16 protein-coding genes are annotated in these 17,132 nt (G+C 42.7%); 12 read left to right on the top strand and 4 right to left on the bottom strand.

The window, feature by feature from the left end; translation table 11 throughout:
• Positions 1-98 precede the first annotated feature (98 nt).
• The gene (locus tag J7384_RS00170) at positions 99-374 is read right to left on the bottom strand and encodes a hypothetical protein (RefSeq protein WP_209109973.1); all 276 of its coding nucleotides are present in this window, start codon (positions 372-374) and stop codon (positions 99-101) included.
• A 101-nt stretch (positions 375-475) separates the two neighbouring features.
• On the opposite strand from J7384_RS00170, the gene J7384_RS00165 reads away from it, so the two are divergent.
• Positions 476-1,474, top strand: a complete 999-nt coding sequence (locus J7384_RS00165; protein WP_209109971.1) for a helix-turn-helix domain-containing protein — start codon at positions 476-478, stop codon at positions 1,472-1,474.
• 71 nt (positions 1,475-1,545) lie between these two features.
• On the opposite strand, the gene J7384_RS00160 is transcribed toward J7384_RS00165, so the two are convergent.
• On the bottom strand, positions 1,546-2,832 hold the full coding sequence (locus tag J7384_RS00160; protein WP_209109969.1) for a citrate synthase: 1,287 nt from the start codon (positions 2,830-2,832) through the stop codon (positions 1,546-1,548).
• Positions 2,833-3,183: 351 nt separating this feature from the next.
• Between J7384_RS00160 and sdhC the strand changes: the two genes are divergently transcribed.
• The 9 genes from sdhC (at position 3,184) to J7384_RS19480 (ending at position 13,205) form a co-directional block, all read left to right on the top strand.
• A complete protein-coding gene (gene sdhC / locus J7384_RS00155) occupies positions 3,184-3,558 on the top strand; it encodes a succinate dehydrogenase, cytochrome b556 subunit (protein ID WP_209109962.1) in 375 nt (124 codons plus the stop codon).
• Positions 3,552-3,899, top strand: a complete 348-nt coding sequence (gene sdhD, locus J7384_RS00150; RefSeq protein ID WP_209109960.1) for a succinate dehydrogenase, hydrophobic membrane anchor protein — start codon at positions 3,552-3,554, stop codon at positions 3,897-3,899. The genes sdhC and sdhD overlap by 7 nt, the downstream gene beginning before the upstream one ends.
• Positions 3,900-5,672: a succinate dehydrogenase flavoprotein subunit gene (sdhA, locus tag J7384_RS00145; RefSeq protein WP_209109959.1), complete on the top strand. Its 1,773-nt coding sequence runs from the start codon at positions 3,900-3,902 to the stop codon at positions 5,670-5,672.
• A 6-nt stretch (positions 5,673-5,678) separates the two neighbouring features.
• On the top strand, positions 5,679-6,395 hold the full coding sequence (locus tag J7384_RS00140; protein WP_280636276.1) for a succinate dehydrogenase iron-sulfur subunit: 717 nt from the start codon (positions 5,679-5,681) through the stop codon (positions 6,393-6,395).
• A 114-nt stretch (positions 6,396-6,509) separates the two neighbouring features.
• Positions 6,510-9,314: a 2-oxoglutarate dehydrogenase E1 component gene (sucA, locus tag J7384_RS00135; RefSeq protein ID WP_209109955.1), complete on the top strand. Its 2,805-nt coding sequence runs from the start codon at positions 6,510-6,512 to the stop codon at positions 9,312-9,314.
• Positions 9,315-9,356: 42 nt separating this feature from the next.
• A complete protein-coding gene (odhB, locus tag J7384_RS00130; protein WP_209109953.1) occupies positions 9,357-10,823 on the top strand; it encodes a 2-oxoglutarate dehydrogenase complex dihydrolipoyllysine-residue succinyltransferase in 1,467 nt (488 codons plus the stop codon).
• Between the two features lie 152 nt (positions 10,824-10,975).
• The gene (gene sucC, locus J7384_RS00125) at positions 10,976-12,142 is read left to right on the top strand and encodes an ADP-forming succinate--CoA ligase subunit beta (RefSeq protein ID WP_209109951.1); all 1,167 of its coding nucleotides are present in this window, start codon (positions 10,976-10,978) and stop codon (positions 12,140-12,142) included.
• Entirely contained in the window at positions 12,142-13,014 is an 873-nt protein-coding gene (gene sucD, locus J7384_RS00120) for a succinate--CoA ligase subunit alpha (protein ID WP_209109949.1), read from the top strand. Before sucC ends, sucD begins: the two co-directional genes overlap by 1 nt.
• A gap of 62 nt (positions 13,015-13,076) precedes the next feature.
• Positions 13,077-13,205, top strand: a complete 129-nt coding sequence (locus J7384_RS19480; protein WP_280636275.1) for a hypothetical protein — start codon at positions 13,077-13,079, stop codon at positions 13,203-13,205.
• Positions 13,206-13,254: 49 nt separating this feature from the next.
• Here J7384_RS19480 and J7384_RS00115 read toward each other — a convergent pair whose 3' ends face one another.
• Positions 13,255-14,073, bottom strand: a complete 819-nt coding sequence (locus tag J7384_RS00115; RefSeq protein ID WP_209109947.1) for a hypothetical protein — start codon at positions 14,071-14,073, stop codon at positions 13,255-13,257.
• A gap of 467 nt (positions 14,074-14,540) precedes the next feature.
• Complete coding sequence (gene yiaY, locus J7384_RS00110) at positions 14,541-15,686, bottom strand: L-threonine dehydrogenase (RefSeq protein WP_209109945.1); 1,146 nt, start codon at positions 15,684-15,686, stop codon at positions 14,541-14,543.
• Between the two features lie 219 nt (positions 15,687-15,905).
• Between yiaY and J7384_RS00105 the strand changes: the two genes are divergently transcribed.
• The gene (locus tag J7384_RS00105) at positions 15,906-16,136 is read left to right on the top strand and encodes a glutaredoxin family protein (RefSeq protein WP_209109943.1); all 231 of its coding nucleotides are present in this window, start codon (positions 15,906-15,908) and stop codon (positions 16,134-16,136) included.
• 152 nt (positions 16,137-16,288) lie between these two features.
• Positions 16,289-17,089, top strand: coding sequence for a MerR family transcriptional regulator (locus J7384_RS00100; protein ID WP_209109941.1), 801 nt, complete (start codon positions 16,289-16,291; stop codon positions 17,087-17,089).
• The last annotated feature ends 43 nt before the right edge of the window (positions 17,090-17,132 follow it).

Below are 17,132 nucleotides of genomic sequence, written 5' to 3'. Positions count from 1 at the left end.
TTCCCCGTTCAGATGCGAACGCAAGCTGCTGATTTCGCGCAAGCGTTCGCAGACTCTTATTTTCTGCGAGAGTTTTCTACGAGTGCTGTCTGCGAGTGTTATCGTTGACATGACAACGGACAATACGCAGCAAGCTTGAATTTATTGGTGCTAGCATTACTAGTTTGGTTTTGTAATTGGTGCTGTAAACTTTTATTCATTTGATGGTCGGCGAATAAGTAGGTTACTGAGGCTGATATCAACATCAGTGGCCAATAAATAAACATTTGCGTGATGCTAAGTTCTAAAAACAATGGTGCAAGCATCAATAAAATGGCAAAACCGACAAAAACTAGGCTCATGGTGTGTTGTAGTAAGCGAATTATGTAGATCATTTTGTCTCTCCTCTATAGCGTAAAGCTATATTAGCGCTTGTTAATCAAGATTAATGGTGGCATATTTGACATTATACATGTTGAATGTGACAGGTCTTTCTATGAAAATACAAGTATTAGCGACCAACAATTGTATGGTTTCAGCGGTCTACGGCTTATTAGATGTCTTTTATGCCGCCAATTTTTGTTTAAATAATCGTTACCAAGGCAAGCAAACCAGTCATATTGATTGCCAAATTGTCACGATAAACAACCAACCCGTGGTCGGTTACAACGGTATTAGTGTGGCGCCAACTGCACAAATCAGCAGTTCAGATTACCCCGATATTGTTATTGTTTCATCGACTGTTGGTGTTGCCGTAAGTGGTTGTGGCGGTGATATTGATGTCCCAGATCAAGCAAAAATAAATCATTGGCTTAACCAATGTCATCAGCGACAAACACTGGTTGCCAGCTACTGTACTGGTAGTTTTGTACTGGCCTCTGCTGGCCTATTAAAAAACAAAGTCGCCACTACTCATTGGCGCAGTGCAGGGCTTTTTAGTCAATTGTTCCCCTATGTAAAGCTCAGTAGTGATAAGATGATTGTTGATAATGGTGATATCGTTTGCTCAGCTGGCTCGATGTCTTATATTGATTTAGCATTACATTTAACAGAAAGGTTTTACACGCGAGAGCTTGCTTCCGATTGCGCCAAATTGATGGTTTTTGATCCGGTACGCGAGAAACAATCACCCTATGTTTCATTTCGCGGGCAAAAGAACCACGATGACCAAGCCATTTTGAGCGCACAAGAGTGGTTGGAAAGTCATTACACAGAGAACATTGTTATTGAGCAACTAGCGGATTTAGTGAAATTAACTCCGAGAACTTTCAAACGTCGTTTCAAACAAGCAACTGGCGAAAACGCCATTAGTTACTTACAGCGAATTAGGGTAGAGCACGTAAAAGACAAACTAGAGCACACCACCAACAGCATTAATAATATAATTTGGTCGGTGGGCTATGAAGATATCAGTAGCTTCAGACAATTGTTTAAGCGCTTTACCGGATTAACGCCAAAAGACTATCGGCAAAAGTTCACTAGTTCAGTTGAGTAATAGGTTTATTTACGCCAATAAAAAAGGCCAGCATAATGCTGGCCTTTGTCGTATTTAAAATAAACAGTTAATTATCTGTCTTTTAATGGCGTGAAATCGCGGTCAACTTCACCAACGTAGTTTTGGCGAGGACGGCCGATTTTGTGGCCTGGTTGTGAAAGCATTTCATCCCAGTGAGAAATCCAACCAACCGTACGTGACATCGCGAAGATAACAGTAAACATGTTTGTTGGAATACCGATAGCTTTCAAGATAATACCTGAGTAGAAATCAACATTCGGGTAAAGTTTCTTCTCGATGAAGTAGTCGTCTTCAAGCGCTACTTTTTCAAGTGCCATTGCTACGTCAAGCAGTGGATCTTGAATGTTTAACTCTTTTAATACTTCGTGACAGGTCTCACGCATTACAGTTGCACGTGGGTCGAAGTTTTTGTAAACGCGGTGACCGAAGCCCATTAAGCGGAATGGGTCGTTCTTGTCTTTCGCTTTCTTAACAAATTCGTCAACGCGAGAAACGTCGCCAATTTCTTCAAGCATGTTCAAACACGCTTCGTTAGCACCACCGTGAGCAGGGCCCCATAGTGATGCAACACCGGCAGCGATACACGCGTAAGGGTTAGCACCTGAAGAACCAGCTAAACGAACGGTTGATGTTGAAGCGTTTTGCTCGTGGTCAGCGTGAAGCGTGAAGATACGATCCATTGCTTGTGCTAATACAGGGCTTACTGTGTATTCTTCTGCTGGTACAGAGAACATCATATGTAAGAAGTTTTCCGCGTAAGTTAAGTCGTTGCGCGGGTAAACAAATGGTTGGCCAATGCTGTACTTGTATGCCATTGCTGAAATAGTTGGCATTTTGGCGATTAAGCGATGAGCACTGCGCATGCGTTGTGCTGGATCGTCAATATCTAAGTCACTGTGGTAGAAAGATGACATAGCGCCAACAACACCACATAACATTGCCATTGGGTGAGCGTCTGGTAAGAAGCCTTGGAAGAAATGAGCAAGCTTTTCATGAACCATAGTATGGTTAGTGATGATGCTCTTGAATTCGTCGTATTGCGACTTAGTTGGTGCTTGACCATTTAACAAGATATAACAAACTTCTAAGTAGTCTGCTTGCTTCGCTAGGCTATCGATTGGGTAGCCGCGATGTTGTAGTACACCTTTTGCTCCGTCAATAAAGGTAATTTCTGATTCACATGACGCAGTTGCTAAAAAACCAGGGTCATAGGTGAAGTAACCAGCACCGCCTAGAGTGCGAATATCGATTACATCGTTACCGGCACTACCCGATAAAATCGGTAGTTCTGCAACGATTTCACCATCAACACTTAATGAGGCTTTTTTGTCAGCCATAAAATATATCCCCTATTAATGACGCCAATTAATGCAATGTTAATCAGCTTTTTTAAATATAATTGCACGGTATTCTAATCCAAAGATACCCCACAAAGTCAATTCAAATGTGCGTTTTAAACTATATTCTTTTTGAATAATGGTTATTTTCGTCTAAAAAACAAACTCAAGTCTTTAATACTTTAGTGGAAATTGTAATTCAAATATAACGGCGATATAATCGGGAGCATCTGAGTTTAGTTGGCTTTTAGTTACTCGGCTCAGATAGCTTGGGGGGTTACTCAGGTCAAAGTGAGTGATTCATGAGGAACAAAAAGTAGAAGGCTCTATAAGAGCTCTTTAGGCACAATTGTGAAAAAACAACGTCCTGTAAACTTAGATCTAACCACCATAAAAATGCATCCAGCAGCAAACGCATCAATTTTGCATCGCATCTCAGGTGTTGCAATGGTGTTTGCCATCGGCATTTTATTGTGGGCTTTAAATTTATCTCTATCTTCTGCTGAAGGTTTTGCGCAAGTCGAAGCTATGCTTGACGGCGTATTCTTCAAGTTAATCATTATCGGTATCATCGCTGCGATTACTTATCACTTGTTAGCAGGTGTTCGTCACTTGTTAATGGATATGGGTCACTTCGAAGAAATCGGTTCTGGTAATGTTACCGCCAAACTAGTGATTGGTTTGTGGGTTGTTTTAACTGTTATCGCAGGAGTTTTAGTATGGTAAACAATGCAGCTACTGTTGGTCGTAGTGGTGTACATGATTTTATCTTGCTTCGCTCAACGGCTATTATTCTCGCACTTTATACGTTATTTATTGCGGGCTTCTTTCTTACCACACCTGATGTTACCTTTGAAATTTGGCAAGGTTTATTTGCCAATACATTGGTCAAAGTCTTTACTATTTTAGCCGCGCTTTCTGTCATGGTTCACGCTTGGATTGGTATTTGGCAAGTGCTATCAGACTATGTAAAACCAGCGTTTTTACGCGGTGGCTTACAATTTGTTTTCTCTGTTACCTTAGTGGTTTACTTCGTAACAGCTTTATTAACTGTGTGGGGTGTGTAAGTGAGCATTACTACTCGTGAATTTGACGCCATCGTAATTGGCGCCGGTGGTGCAGGTATGCGCGCCGCATTAGCAATTTCTGAATCGGGCCAATCTTGTGCACTGATTTCTAAAGTTTTTCCAACACGTTCTCATACTGTATCTGCGCAAGGTGGTATCACTGTTGCACTAGGCAACGCGCATGAAGACAACTGGGAATTCCACATGTACGATACCGTTAAAGGCTCTGATTACATCGGTGACCAAGACGCTATCGAATACATGTGTAAAACGGGTCCAGAAGCGATTATCGAAATGGAGAACATGGGTTTACCTTTCTCTCGCTTTGACAATGGTAAAGTTTACCAACGTCCATTTGGTGGTCAGTCTAAAAACTTTGGTGGTGAGCAGGCTGCTCGTACTGCTGCCGCAGCTGACCGTACTGGCCACGCTTTACTTCACTGTTTGTACCAACAAAACGTTAAAAACGAAACTAACGTTTTTTCTGAGTGGTACGCACTAGATTTAGTGAAAAATGCCGACGGTTCAATTGTTGGTGCAACGGCTATTTCAATTGAAACGGGTGAAGTATGTTACTTTAAAGCCCGTGCAACTGTACTTGCTACAGGTGGTGCAGGCCGTATCTTCGCTTCAACAACGAATGCTCACATTAACACGGGTGACGGTGTTGGGATGTCTTTGCGCGCTGGCGTGCAAATGCAAGACATGGAAATGTGGCAGTTCCACCCAACCGGTATTGCTGGCGCGGGTACGCTAGTAACTGAAGGTTGTCGTGGTGAAGGTGGTTACCTACTTAACAAAGACGGTGAGCGCTTCATGGAACGCTACGCACCAAACGCTAAAGACTTAGCTGGTCGTGACGTTGTTGCTCGCTCAATGATGACTGAGATTCGTGAAGGTCGTGGTTGTGACCATCCTCAATACGGTCCGCACATCAAGCTTAAGTTAGACCACTTAGGTCGCGAAACACTTATGCAACGCCTTCCTGGTGTTTGTGAATTGTCAGAAACATTTGCTCACGTACATCCAGCAGATGAGCCAATTCCAGTTATTCCTACTTGTCACTACCAAATGGGTGGTGTGCCTTGTAACGTTAACGGTCAAGCAATTAACTTCAACCCTGAAACGGGTGAAGAGAAAATCATCGAAGGTTTATTCGCTGTTGGTGAAATTGCTAACGTATCAGTACACGGTGCAAACCGCTTAGGTGGTAACTCATTACTTGACTTAGTTGTCTTCGGCCGCGCCGCAGGTAACTTCCTTGGTACTTACTTAGCAGAAACTCAATCAGGTCGCGACGCTTCATCAGATGATCTAGATGCAGCAATGGCTCGTTTTAACCGTTGGGAGTCTTCTGACAAAGGTGAAGATCCAGTTCAAATCCGTAAAGATCTACAACAGTGTATGCAGCTGAACTTCTCGGTATTCCGTGAAGGTGAAGCAATGGCGCAAGGGATGAAGGAACTAACTGAAATCCGCGAACGTCTACAACACGCTCGTTTAGATGACAAATCAAGTGAATTCAACACTCAACGCATTGAGTGTCTTGAGCTTGACAACTTAATGGAAACTGCGTTCTGTACAGCGAAAGCGGCTAACTACCGCACTGAATCTCGCGGTGCTCACTCACGTGAAGACTACTTAGACCGCGATGATGAAAACTGGTTATGTCACACAATTTACACGCCTGAGACAGAAGACATGTCTAAGCGCGATGTAAATATGAAGCCAGTACATCGCGAAGCGTTTCCACCTAAAGTTAGAACTTACTAAGGAGTATTGACAGTGAAACAAGTTTTCTCAATCTATCGATACAATCCAGATGTAGATAACGCGCCGTACATGAAAGATTATGAGCTGGAGATCCCTGAAGGCTCAGACATGATGGTGCTTGATGCGTTGATCTTGTTGAAAGAGCAAGATTCATCATTGTCGTTCCGTCGCTCTTGTCGTGAAGGTGTTTGTGGTTCAGACGGCCTTAACATGAACGGTAAAAACGGCTTAGCGTGTATCACGCCGTTATCTGCATTAAAAGCGAAAAAGATCGTTTTACGTCCATTGCCAGGTTTGCCGGTAATTCGTGACTTAGTCATCGATATGTCACAATTCTACACTCAGTACGAAAAGGTTAAACCTTACCTGATCAATGACGGTAAAAATCAACCTGAGCGCGAGCATCTTCAGTCACCTGACGAGCGCGAGCACTTAGACGGTTTATACGAGTGTATTTTATGTGCTTGTTGTTCAACCTCGTGTCCTTCTTTCTGGTGGAACCCAGACAAGTTTATTGGACCTTCAGGTTTGCTACACGCTTATCGCTTCTTAATCGATAGCCGTGATACTGCAACTGACGAGCGTTTGAATGACCTTCAAGATGCCTACAGTGTATTTCGCTGCCACGGTATCATGAACTGTGTTGATGTTTGTCCAAAAGGATTGAACCCAACTAAAGCAATCGGTCACATCAAGTCGATGCTATTAAATAGAGCAGTATAATAATTTTTTATATTTAATATAACTCAGTAGTAGCGCTATGCTACTACTTTGTTATAGTATTAAAATTCGTTTAACTGCATATTTCATTGCTTTACAACAGCATAGGAACTCACAATGCCCGAAGGTGTTATGAAGGCTTGGCTAGAGTCTTCTCATTTAAGTGGTGCTAATGCTACTTATATTGAAGAATTGTATGAATCATACCTAGCAAACTCACAATCTGTTCCCGCAGAATGGCGCAATGTTTTTGAAAACCTACCAAAAATTGAAGGTGCTGATATTGAATACAAGCACTCTGAAATTCGCGAAGAGTTTAAAGAACTCGCCAAACAACCTCACCGACATGTTGTCGTCTCTGGTGGCTCTGATGCCAAACAAGTCAAAGTTTTACAGCTCATTAATGCATTCCGTTTTCGCGGGCATCAAAACGCTAGCCTCGACCCATTAGGTTTGTGGCAACGCGACAAAGTACGCGACTTACAGCTGTCACATCACGACTTGTCAGAAAACGATTTCGACAAAGAATTTAACGTTGGTTCTTTTGCCATTGGTCAAGAATCAATGAAGTTAGGTGATTTATACAAAGCCCTTAAAACAACCTACTGTGGTTCAATTGGCGCTGAGTATATGCACATTACTTCTACGGAAGAAAAACGCTGGTTACAAAAGCGTTTAGAATCTGTGCAATCACAAGCTAAATTATCAGTGGCTGAAAAAGAAGAAGTCTTAAAAGGCTTAATCGCAGCCGATGGCCTAGAAAAATACCTAGGTGCAAAATTCCCTGGTGCAAAGCGCTTCTCACTTGAAGGTGGTGATGCTTTAGTACCTATGCTAAAAGAAATTATTACCCGCGCAGGCAGCTTCGGCACTAAAGAAGTTGTTGTTGGTATGGCTCACCGTGGTCGCCTAAACGTACTTGTTAACGTCATGGGTAAAAACCCGTCAAAACTTTTTGAAGAGTTTGCCGGTAAGCACGATGAAGCCTTAGGTTCTGGTGATGTAAAATATCACCAAGGTTACTCGTCAGACTTTACAACGCCAGGTGGCAATGTTCACTTAGCGTTAGCGTTTAACCCGTCTCACCTAGAAATTGTTAACCCAGTGGTAATGGGCTCAGTACGCGCCCGTTTAGACCGTCGTGGTTCAAATAATGGTGAACTGGTATTACCTGTGACTATTCACGGTGACTCGGCTATTGCCGGCCAAGGTGTGGTGCAAGAAACGTTCAACATGTCGCAAGCGCGCGCCTTTAAGGTTGGCGGTACTATTCGCATCGTGGTTAACAACCAAGTTGGTTTTACTACCTCGAAGCAAGAAGATACTCGCAGTGGTGAATACTGTACTGATATCGCAAAAATGGTACAAGCACCTATCTTGCACGTTAACTCTGACGATCCAGAAGCTGTAATCTTAGCAACCCAAGTTGCACTAGATTTCCGTAACACCTTTAAGCGCGATGTTGTTATTGATTTAGTTTGTTACCGCCGTCACGGTCACAACGAAGCGGATGAGCCAAATGCGACTCAGCCGTTGATGTATCAAAAAATTAAGAAGCACCCAACGCCTCGTCAAATTTATGCTGACAAACTTGTCGCAGAAGGTAGCTTTAGCGCCGATAAAGTTAACGATCTCGCTAACTACTATCGCAAGCTACTAGACGAAGGTCAGTGCACGGTTGAACAGTGGCGCCCAATGACTGAGCACTCAGTTGATTGGACTCCGTTTATCGGTCACGATTGGGATGATGCTTACGATAACTCCATGCCACTTGATAAGTTAAAGCAGCTTGCTAATACAGTTGCTTCTTACCCAGAAGAGCATCCGGCACATTCTCGTGTCAAAAAGATTTACGACGATCGCAAGAAAATGGCGGCCGGCGAGAAGTTACTCGACTGGGGCTTTGCTGAAAACTTGGCGTATGCGTCAATTGTTGACGACGGCCAACGCGTGCGTATTACGGGGCAAGATGCTGGTCGTGGTACTTTCTTCCACCGTCATGCGGTTGTTCACAATCAAAATGATGCTAGTACTTACTTGCCGTTGCAAAATATTCGCGAAGGTCAAGGTGCATTCGACGTTCACGATTCTGTATTGTCAGAAGTGTCAGTACTTGCCTTTGAATACGGTTACACCACGGCAGAACCAAATGGCTTAACCATTTGGGAAGCGCAATTTGGTGATTTTGCCAACTGTGCGCAAGTGGTTTTTGACCAATTTATTTCTTCTGGTGAGCAGAAGTGGGGCCGTTTATGTGGCTTAACGGTATTGTTGCCGCACGGCTATGAAGGTCAAGGTCCTGAACATTCATCTGCGCGTTTAGAGCGTTACTTGCAACTTTGTGCCGACCACAATATGCAAGTGTGTGTACCGTCAACGCCAGCTCAGGTTTACCATATGTTACGTCGTCAAGTGGTGCGCCCAATGCGTCGTCCACTGATTGTTATGTCACCTAAATCGCTATTGCGTCACCCATTAGCTGTCTCTTCACTTGATGAGTTAGCCGGTGGTCAGTACCAAAACGTGATTGGCGAAGTTGACGAAATCAATCCAAAAGACGTCACTCGCGTGGTGTTCTGTAGCGGTAAGGTTTACTACGAGCTATTAGAGCAACGCCGCAAGCAAGAATTAAATCACATTGCCATTATTCGTATTGAGCAATTGTACCCGTTCCCAGAACAAGAACTTAAACAAGAGTTAGAGAAATACGCTCATGTTAAAGATTTTGTTTGGTGTCAAGAAGAGCCGCAAAACCAAGGCGCTTGGTATTGTTCTCAGCATCATTTCTGGGCGGTTATTCCGCAAGGTAGTTCACTGACCTACGCTGGCCGTGCAGCATCAGCCGCACCAGCAGTGGGTTATATGTCAGTTCATGTTAAAGAGCAACAGAAGCTAGTTAACGACGCGCTAGCGGCTAAATAAAGCCGCCTTAGTGTAAAATTTTGTAAGTAAGGAATTAAATAAATGACAACCGAAATTAAGGTTCCTGTTTTACCTGAGTCAGTAGCGGACGCCACTGTTGCTACTTGGCATGTAAAAGTTGGTGATAAAGTTTCACGCGACCAAGTATTAGTAGATATTGAAACTGATAAAGTTGTACTAGAAGTACCTGCTACTGCTGACGGTGTTATCACTGAAATCAGTCAAGACGAAGGTGCTACGGTATTAGGCGAGCAAGTGATTGCTATTTTAAGCGAAGGCGCAAGTGCAGACGCAGCACCAGCGGCTGAAGCACCGGCAGCAGCGCCAGCGGCTAGCGGTAAAGTAATCGATGTTGTTGTTCCAGTATTACCTGAGTCAGTAGCAGACGCGACTGTTGCCACATGGCATGTTGCTGAAGGCGAAGCTGTTACTCGTGATCAGAACCTTGTTGACATTGAGACTGATAAAGTTGTTTTAGAAGTTGTTGCGCAAGAAGACGGTGTGTTAGGTAAAATTATCCACGCTGAAGGCGACACAGTATTAGGCGAGCAAAAAATTGGTGAGCTTAACGCTGGTGCAAGCGCTAGTGCAGCTGCTCCTGCCGCGTCAGCACCTGAAGCAGACGCTGGCGAAGGTGTAGCATCACCATCAGTACGTCGTTTGCTTAACGAAAAAGGTTTAACTGAAGCTGATGTTAAAGGCACAGGTAAGGGTGGTCGCATCACGAAAGAAGATGTTGAAGCGGCGAGCAAGCCTGCTGCACCTCAAGCAGCAGCACCTGCGGCAGCGCCAGTAGCTGCTGTTGGCGAGCGCAGCCAAAAACGCGTACCTATGACTCGCTTGCGTAAAACAATCGCTAACCGTTTATTAGAAGCGAAAAACTCTACTGCCATGTTAACTACGTTTAACGAAGTTAACATGAAGCCAATCATGGACTTGCGCAAGCAATACAAAGACGTATTCGAGAAAACTCACGATACTCGTCTTGGCTTTATGTCTTTCTACGTGAAAGCGGTTACTGAAGCATTGAAGCGTTTCCCTGCGGTAAATGCCTCAATTGATGGCGACGATATTGTTTATCACAACTTCTTTGATATTTCGATTGCGGTATCAACGCCACGTGGTTTGGTAACACCAGTACTGCGCGACGCTGACCAATTAAGCATGGCAGGTATCGAGAAAGGTATTAAAGACCTAGCGATTAAAGGTCGTGACGGCAAATTAACCATGGACGACATGCAAGGTGGTAACTTCACTATCACTAACGGTGGTGTCTTTGGTTCATTACTTTCTACGCCAATCATCAACTTACCGCAAACGGCAATCTTGGGTATGCACAAAATCCAAGATCGTCCAATGGCGGTAGACGGTAAGGTTGAAATCTTACCTATGATGTACTTAGCGCTTTCTTACGATCACCGTTTAATCGATGGTAAAGAATCAGTTGGCTTCTTAGTAACAATCAAAGAATTGTTAGAAGATCCAACACGTTTATTGTTAGATATTTAATCAGACAGTAAGCACAACAACATTCGACCTAAGTATGAAGGTTTGGGGGTATCACCTCTAGAGCTTTTGTACTATACTTGGTCGGCATTTTAACTGGCAGTCAAGATTTTCGAGACTGCCATTCTTATATACAGATAAGTGGAAAAAACACCATGAATTTGCATGAGTATCAAGCGAAGCAATTATTCGCTGAATATGGTTTACCAGTTTCTGAAGGTTATGCTTGCGATACCCCTCAAGAAGCTGCAGAAGCTGCTGACAAAATCGGCGGCGATATGTGGGTTGTTAAAGCTCAGGTTCACGCTGGTGGTCGCGGTAAAGCGGGCGGCGTTAAGCTAGTTAAAACAAAAGAAGAAATCAAAGATTTCGCTCAAAACTGGTTAGGTAAAAACTTAGTTACTTACCAAACAGACGCAAACGGTCAGCCTGTTGCTAAAATCTTAGTTGAAAGCTGTACTGATATTGCTAACGAACTATATTTAGGTGCAGTTGTTGACCGCGGTACTCGTCGCGTTGTATTCATGGCTTCTACTGAAGGCGGTGTTGACATCGAAACTGTTGCTGAAGAAACACCACACTTAATTCACAAAGCAGCTATCGACCCATTAGTTGGTCCTCAAGCTTACCAAGCACGTGAATTAGGCTTCAAATTAGGTTTAAACCCTACTCAAATGAAGCAATTTGTTAAGATCTTCATGGGTCTTGGCAACATGTTCATCGATCACGATTTCGCACTTCTTGAAATCAACCCACTTGTTATCACAGACGAAGGTAACCTTCACTGTTTAGACGGCAAAATCGGCGTTGACTCAAACGCGTTATACCGTCAAGCAAAAATCCGTGAAATGCACGATCCATCTCAAGAAGATGAGCGCGAAGCACATGCGGCACAGTGGGAACTTAACTATGTTGCACTAGACGGTAACGTAGGTTGTATGGTTAACGGTGCTGGCCTTGCTATGGGTACTATGGATATTGTTAACTTACACGGCGGTAAGCCAGCTAACTTCCTAGATGTAGGTGGTGGCGCGACTAAAGAACGTGTATCAGAAGCATTCAAAATTATCCTTTCTGATGACAACGTAAAAGCAGTACTAGTAAACATCTTCGGTGGTATCGTTCGTTGTGACATGATCGCTGAAGGTATCATCGGTGCTGTTAAAGAAGTAGGTGTTGAAGTACCAGTTGTTGTACGTTTAGAAGGTACTAACGCTGAAGCAGGTCGTGAAGTACTAGCTAACTCTGGCCTAGATATCATCGCTGCTGAATCATTAACTGACGCTGCTACGAAAGTTGTTGCTGCTGCGGAGGGCAAATAATGTCTGTATTAATTAACAAAGATACTAAAGTTATCTGTCAAGGTTTCACTGGTGGTCAAGGTACTTTCCACTCAGAGCAAGCTATCGCTTACGGTACGCAAATGGTTGGTGGTGTATCACCAGGCAAAGGCGGTCAAGAGCACTTAGGTCTTCCAGTATTCAACACAGTACGTGAAGCCGTAGAAGCGACTGGCGCAACAGCAACAGTTATCTACGTACCTGCGCCTTTCTGTAAAGATGCTATCTTAGAAGCTATCGATGCTGGTATCGAGTTAATCGTTACCATCACTGAAGGTATCCCAACGCTAGACATGCTTGACGTTAAAGTTAAGCTTGAAGAAACTGGCGTTCGCATGATTGGTCCTAACTGTCCAGGTGTTATCACTCCGGGTGAAACTAAGATCGGTATCATGCCAGGTCACATCCACAAGCCAGGTAAAGTAGGTATCGTATCTCGTTCAGGTACATTGACTTACGAAGCAGTTAAGCAAACAACTGACGCTGGTTTCGGCCAATCAACGTGTGTTGGTATCGGTGGTGACCCAATCCCAGGTACTAACTTCATCGACGTGCTAGAAATGTTCGAAAACGACCCACAAACTGAAGCAATCGTCATGATTGGTGAAATCGGTGGTACAGCAGAAGAAGAAGCAGCTGAGTACATTAAAGAAAATGTCACTAAGCCAGTAGTTTCTTACATCGCTGGTGTTACTGCTCCTCCGGGCAAGCGTATGGGTCACGCTGGTGCGATTATCGCTGGTGGTAAAGGTACTGCTGACGAGAAATTTGCTGCACTAGAAGCAGCTGGTGTTAAAACTGTTCGTTCACTAGCTGACATCGGTGTTGCACTTAAAGAGAAAGCGGGCTGGTAATAGCTTTTGCTTATTTCTTGATAAAAGGTCGCTTCGGCGACCTTTTTTATGTCTGATTGTAAATGCTAGTGGTAAAGGTACTGCTGACGGCTAATTCAAGTAAAGTTGCAGCACTAGAAGCGGCTGGTGTTAAGGCTGTTCATTCACTAGCTGATATCGATGTTGTTCTTAAAGAGAAAGCGGTTTGGTAATAGCTGCTTTTTTGAAGTGATTTGAAAAAACCGCCATTAGATGGGTTTTTTATAAATTATCATCAAGATTTTTAACATTTTCATAAGAAGTAATAAAACTACTAAATCGTATTACTTCTTTGAGGTACTCTTTTAAAAATGTTTTCTTAATAACTTGGATATTAATCGTTAGGTTACTTTTTCTCCATGGGGTTTTGATATTTACAGAACCCCATTTTTCTTCAGTGATATCTAATTCACCTTGATTGTTCATAGTAGCAATAAATAAAGGAGCGTCGATAACTAACGTTGGTATTGTTAATTCATAATATTTTTTTGAATTATTTCGTTTAAAGTCCAGATCATGTTGTTTGTCATAATATTCGTAAGCATTTGCTAATCCAAGTAAGTTTTTGTACCAACGATGATCTGAGTTATTTAAAGCTTGAACAAGTGAGTACCCTTCATTTATTAGTTCAACAAATGAGCCTATTTTATATGCTAGCTCGTTTTCAGATAACTCATTACAAGCAAATAAAGAAGCCAGAAATAACCCGTTTTTGGCTTTGTTAATCGGGAATCCACCTATTATTGAATTGTAGCGTGTTACTTTCTGGGCTTCGCTAGAAAGTATTACAATGGGTTTTTCTGATTTCTTGCATTCAATTAATAGCTGAAGTGCAGAGTGATAATTTTCTGATGTGTCTGGAAGGTCTTTAATTGCAACTATGTCTATTTCTCTAGCTATTTTAGTTTGCTCATCTGTATAGTAGGGAGACTTCTCACAAATAAACCCTTCTTTGGCTAATGCCTTATAAGCATACATTTCAAGGGGATATCCGCTTTTATCAAACCAGTTAGATATTTTATTTGTCAGTTCTGCGCTCATATATTCGCTTTTTTGTGTATAGAAGTACTTATATTACAAGGTTTATTCACTATGATGATAGCTGTGTTTTTAGAAATAAATGCGGTTGTTGATTTTAAGCAACATTGTCGCGTTGGCGACGGCAACCAGAGGGGCGTAACGCGACGCCCCTCTGGACTCCCCCGCGCTGCTAATAAACACTGTACTGAATTTCAAACGAATCATTTCGACGTACCAGCATTGATAACACATCCATGTGCAACAATGCTTTTGTCATCATCCATGATGACGAATACGTGATGATGTCGTGTTAAATTCAGGTGTTTATTCAAGCAGAACAGGGCACTTGCTGATCATGTATCTGGCTATGTTGAGTTGGTTTGTTGTTGAGTGTCGAGCAGGACGAATTCTCGCGATGAAAAACCCGCCAGTTGGCGGGTTTTTATTGTTGAACAAAACTAAGGGCAAAGCTTGCGTTATTAACCGAGTTACATGGCCGCGGCAAATATCCCTTTAATTTGCTCATGGTTAGCTTGAATAGGGTTGGTTAAGCCACAGGCATCTTTTAAAGCGTTTGCTGCTAAGGTGTCAAAGTCACTTTCCTTTACATCAAGTGCTTGTAAACCAGCGGGAATATTGACATCTTTCGATAGCGATTTAATGGCTTCAATTGCGGCTTGTGCCCCTTGCTCTGGCGTTAGTTTGGCTACATCTACCCCCATTGCTTGGGCAATATCGGTTAATCGCTCTGGGCAAACTTGGGCGTTAAAGTTTTGCACATGCGGCAGTAAAATCGCATTGCATACGCCGTGGGGTAAGTCATAAAAGCCACCTAGTTGGTGCGCCATTGCGTGGACATAACCAAGTGAGGCGTTGTTAAATGCCATACCCGCCATAAATTGGGCATAGGCCATTTGCTCACGCGCTTCAATATTTTGTCCGTTGTTCACGGCTTCACGTAAATGCTGTTGAATTAGGGTAATAGCTTTTAGTGCTACGGCATCAGTAATTGGGGTGGCGGCGGTTGACACATAAGCTTCTACCGCATGAGTTAACGCGTCCATGCCTGTAGCAGCAGTGAGTGATGCAGGTTTTTCTAGCATTAAACTCGGATCGTTGACTGACATAATCGGCGTTGTGTTTTTATCGACAATCGCCATTTTTATATGGCGTGCTTCGTCGGTAATAATGCAAAATAATGTCATTTCAGAGGCTGTACCCGCAGTGGTGTTAATCGCCACTAAGGGCAATTGTGGTTTGCTCGATAAGTTAACGCCTTCATAATCTTTAATTTGCCCGCCATTAGTGGCAACTAAGGCAATACCTTTGGCACAATCATGCGGTGAGCCACCACCTAAGCTGATGACAAAATCGCAATTATTGGCGGTTAATATCGCTAAGCCATCTTCGACATTTTTAGTTGTTGGGTTAGGCTGGGTGCCATCAAATACTACTGTTTCAATTTGCTTTTCTGCTAATAGTGCTTGTACTTGTGAAACCATACCAAGGTTAACTAGTACTTGATCGGTGACAATAATGCCTTTTTTGAAACCGAGTGCTGCAGTGTTTTCGATTGCTTCAGTTAAGCAACCTTGGCCAATAAGGTTTACTGAGGGAATATAAAAAGCTGACATAGTTAGTCTCCATTTCAAGTTTATGTCGAAGTGCACTCATAGGGTGTAAGTACAAGTAGGGAGATAATAGTGGCTTTTGTTATAGTTGAGATTGATGTAAATCAATATGATGACTGACGTCATTTATGTTTAATGATTTGACCTTTAAGTGCGTTAGCTTTTCTTACCGGGCTTGTTTCAGTAAAATATTGGGTTTTAATACATACAAATAGGTTATCGATGAAACGCGTTGTTTTATATGTCTCAGATAAATGCCCCCATTGCCGAGAGGCGAAAAAGTACTTAGATGACAATGGTATTCAGTACCGATTAACCAATGCGAAAATGCAGCGCGGCAGAAAAGAGCTCGACGCCATTGGTGCTCGTTCGGTGCCTGTACTTAAAATCGGTAACGAAGTGATGATTGGTTGGAATCTTAAAAACTTCAAAAAGCTCTACGGCGCAAAGTAAAACGCTATTCACCCACTTTAACAGCTTTCAATCACAATAAACTTGAACGTTAGTGCATTCGATATTTATTATTTTCAATAAACTGTTGACCCTAACCCTAGGGGATACTCGATGATAAAACGGTTGATGGTGAGCAAGTTAAAAGGAAAAAGATGAATAACGGTAAGTTGTATAGTGTTAGCCAAGTGAGCAAGTTGGCAGGTGTTAGTGTTAAAACTTTGCATCATTACGATGACAAAGGCTTACTAGTGCCAGATCGCCAGCCTGACAACGGTTATCGGGTCTATAACCAAACTCATTTGGTCCAGTTACAGCAAATACTGATTTATCGCGAGTTAGATTTTAGTATCGAAGATATTAAATCTCTACTGCATTGCAACGGTGATAAGTTACTCGATAGGTTAACTCATCAAAAAGCCTTACTCGTTGACCGTCAACAAACATTGTCAAAAATGATCAACAGCATTGAGGTCACTATGGAAAGCATTAAGGGGAAAGAGCACTACGATATTTTGTTTGAAGATATCCCCAAAGAAAAAACTGAGCGTTGGGATGGTTTAGCACAGCAACGTTTCGGCCAAGAAGAAATAGACAAAGGTATGAGTCACTTGGCTAAGGTGACAGAAGCACAAATGCGAGCTTTTAAGGACGACAGCGATCGGGTAACAATTGCATTCGCTAAAACCATTGGTCAGCCACACGATAGTGAGCTTGTCCAGCAGCTTACCGATGAACACTATCACATGTCTAATGATTTTAGTCGGTTAGTCGCACAAGCTAATGGTAAAATGGACGTACCTGACTTAAGCCGTGAAGACTATATTGCTATGGCAAATACGGTTGATCACGTTGAGATTAACGAGCTGTGTGAACACTTTGGCGATGGTTACGCTGAACATGCTCGCAAAGCAATGATTTATTATGCTGAACGTCATCTAGCATCCGCTTTATAGCAATTAAATGTAGATTCATTGACCAACTCAATCTCACTTACTT

The sequence above is a fragment of the Endozoicomonas sp. G2_1 genome, from assembly GCF_017744155.1.
In the GTDB taxonomy this organism is placed as follows: Bacteria; Pseudomonadota; Gammaproteobacteria; order Enterobacterales; family Alteromonadaceae; genus JAGHQT01.
Note: the sequence above shows the minus strand (reverse complement) of the source record. Positions and strands in the feature narration are given on the sequence as shown.

Coding starts and splice junctions, on each gene's coding strand:
- J7384_RS00170 (WP_209109973.1), bottom strand. CDS start 374: ATGATCTACATAATTCGCTTACTACAACACACCATGAGCCTAGTTTTT.
- J7384_RS00165 (WP_209109971.1), top strand. CDS start 476: ATGAAAATACAAGTATTAGCGACCAACAATTGTATGGTTTCAGCGGTC.
- J7384_RS00160 (WP_209109969.1), bottom strand. CDS start 2,832: ATGGCTGACAAAAAAGCCTCATTAAGTGTTGATGGTGAAATCGTTGCA.
- sdhD (WP_209109960.1), top strand. CDS start 3,552: ATGGTAAACAATGCAGCTACTGTTGGTCGTAGTGGTGTACATGATTTT.
- sucA (WP_209109955.1), top strand. CDS start 6,510: ATGCCCGAAGGTGTTATGAAGGCTTGGCTAGAGTCTTCTCATTTAAGT.
- odhB (WP_209109953.1), top strand. CDS start 9,357: ATGACAACCGAAATTAAGGTTCCTGTTTTACCTGAGTCAGTAGCGGAC.
- sucC (WP_209109951.1), top strand. CDS start 10,976: ATGAATTTGCATGAGTATCAAGCGAAGCAATTATTCGCTGAATATGGT.
- sucD (WP_209109949.1), top strand. CDS start 12,142: ATGTCTGTATTAATTAACAAAGATACTAAAGTTATCTGTCAAGGTTTC.
- J7384_RS19480 (WP_280636275.1), top strand. CDS start 13,077: ATGCTAGTGGTAAAGGTACTGCTGACGGCTAATTCAAGTAAAGTTGCA.
- J7384_RS00115 (WP_209109947.1), bottom strand. CDS start 14,073: ATGAGCGCAGAACTGACAAATAAAATATCTAACTGGTTTGATAAAAGC.
- yiaY (WP_209109945.1), bottom strand. CDS start 15,686: ATGTCAGCTTTTTATATTCCCTCAGTAAACCTTATTGGCCAAGGTTGC.
- J7384_RS00105 (WP_209109943.1), top strand. CDS start 15,906: ATGAAACGCGTTGTTTTATATGTCTCAGATAAATGCCCCCATTGCCGA.
- J7384_RS00100 (WP_209109941.1), top strand. CDS start 16,289: ATGAATAACGGTAAGTTGTATAGTGTTAGCCAAGTGAGCAAGTTGGCA.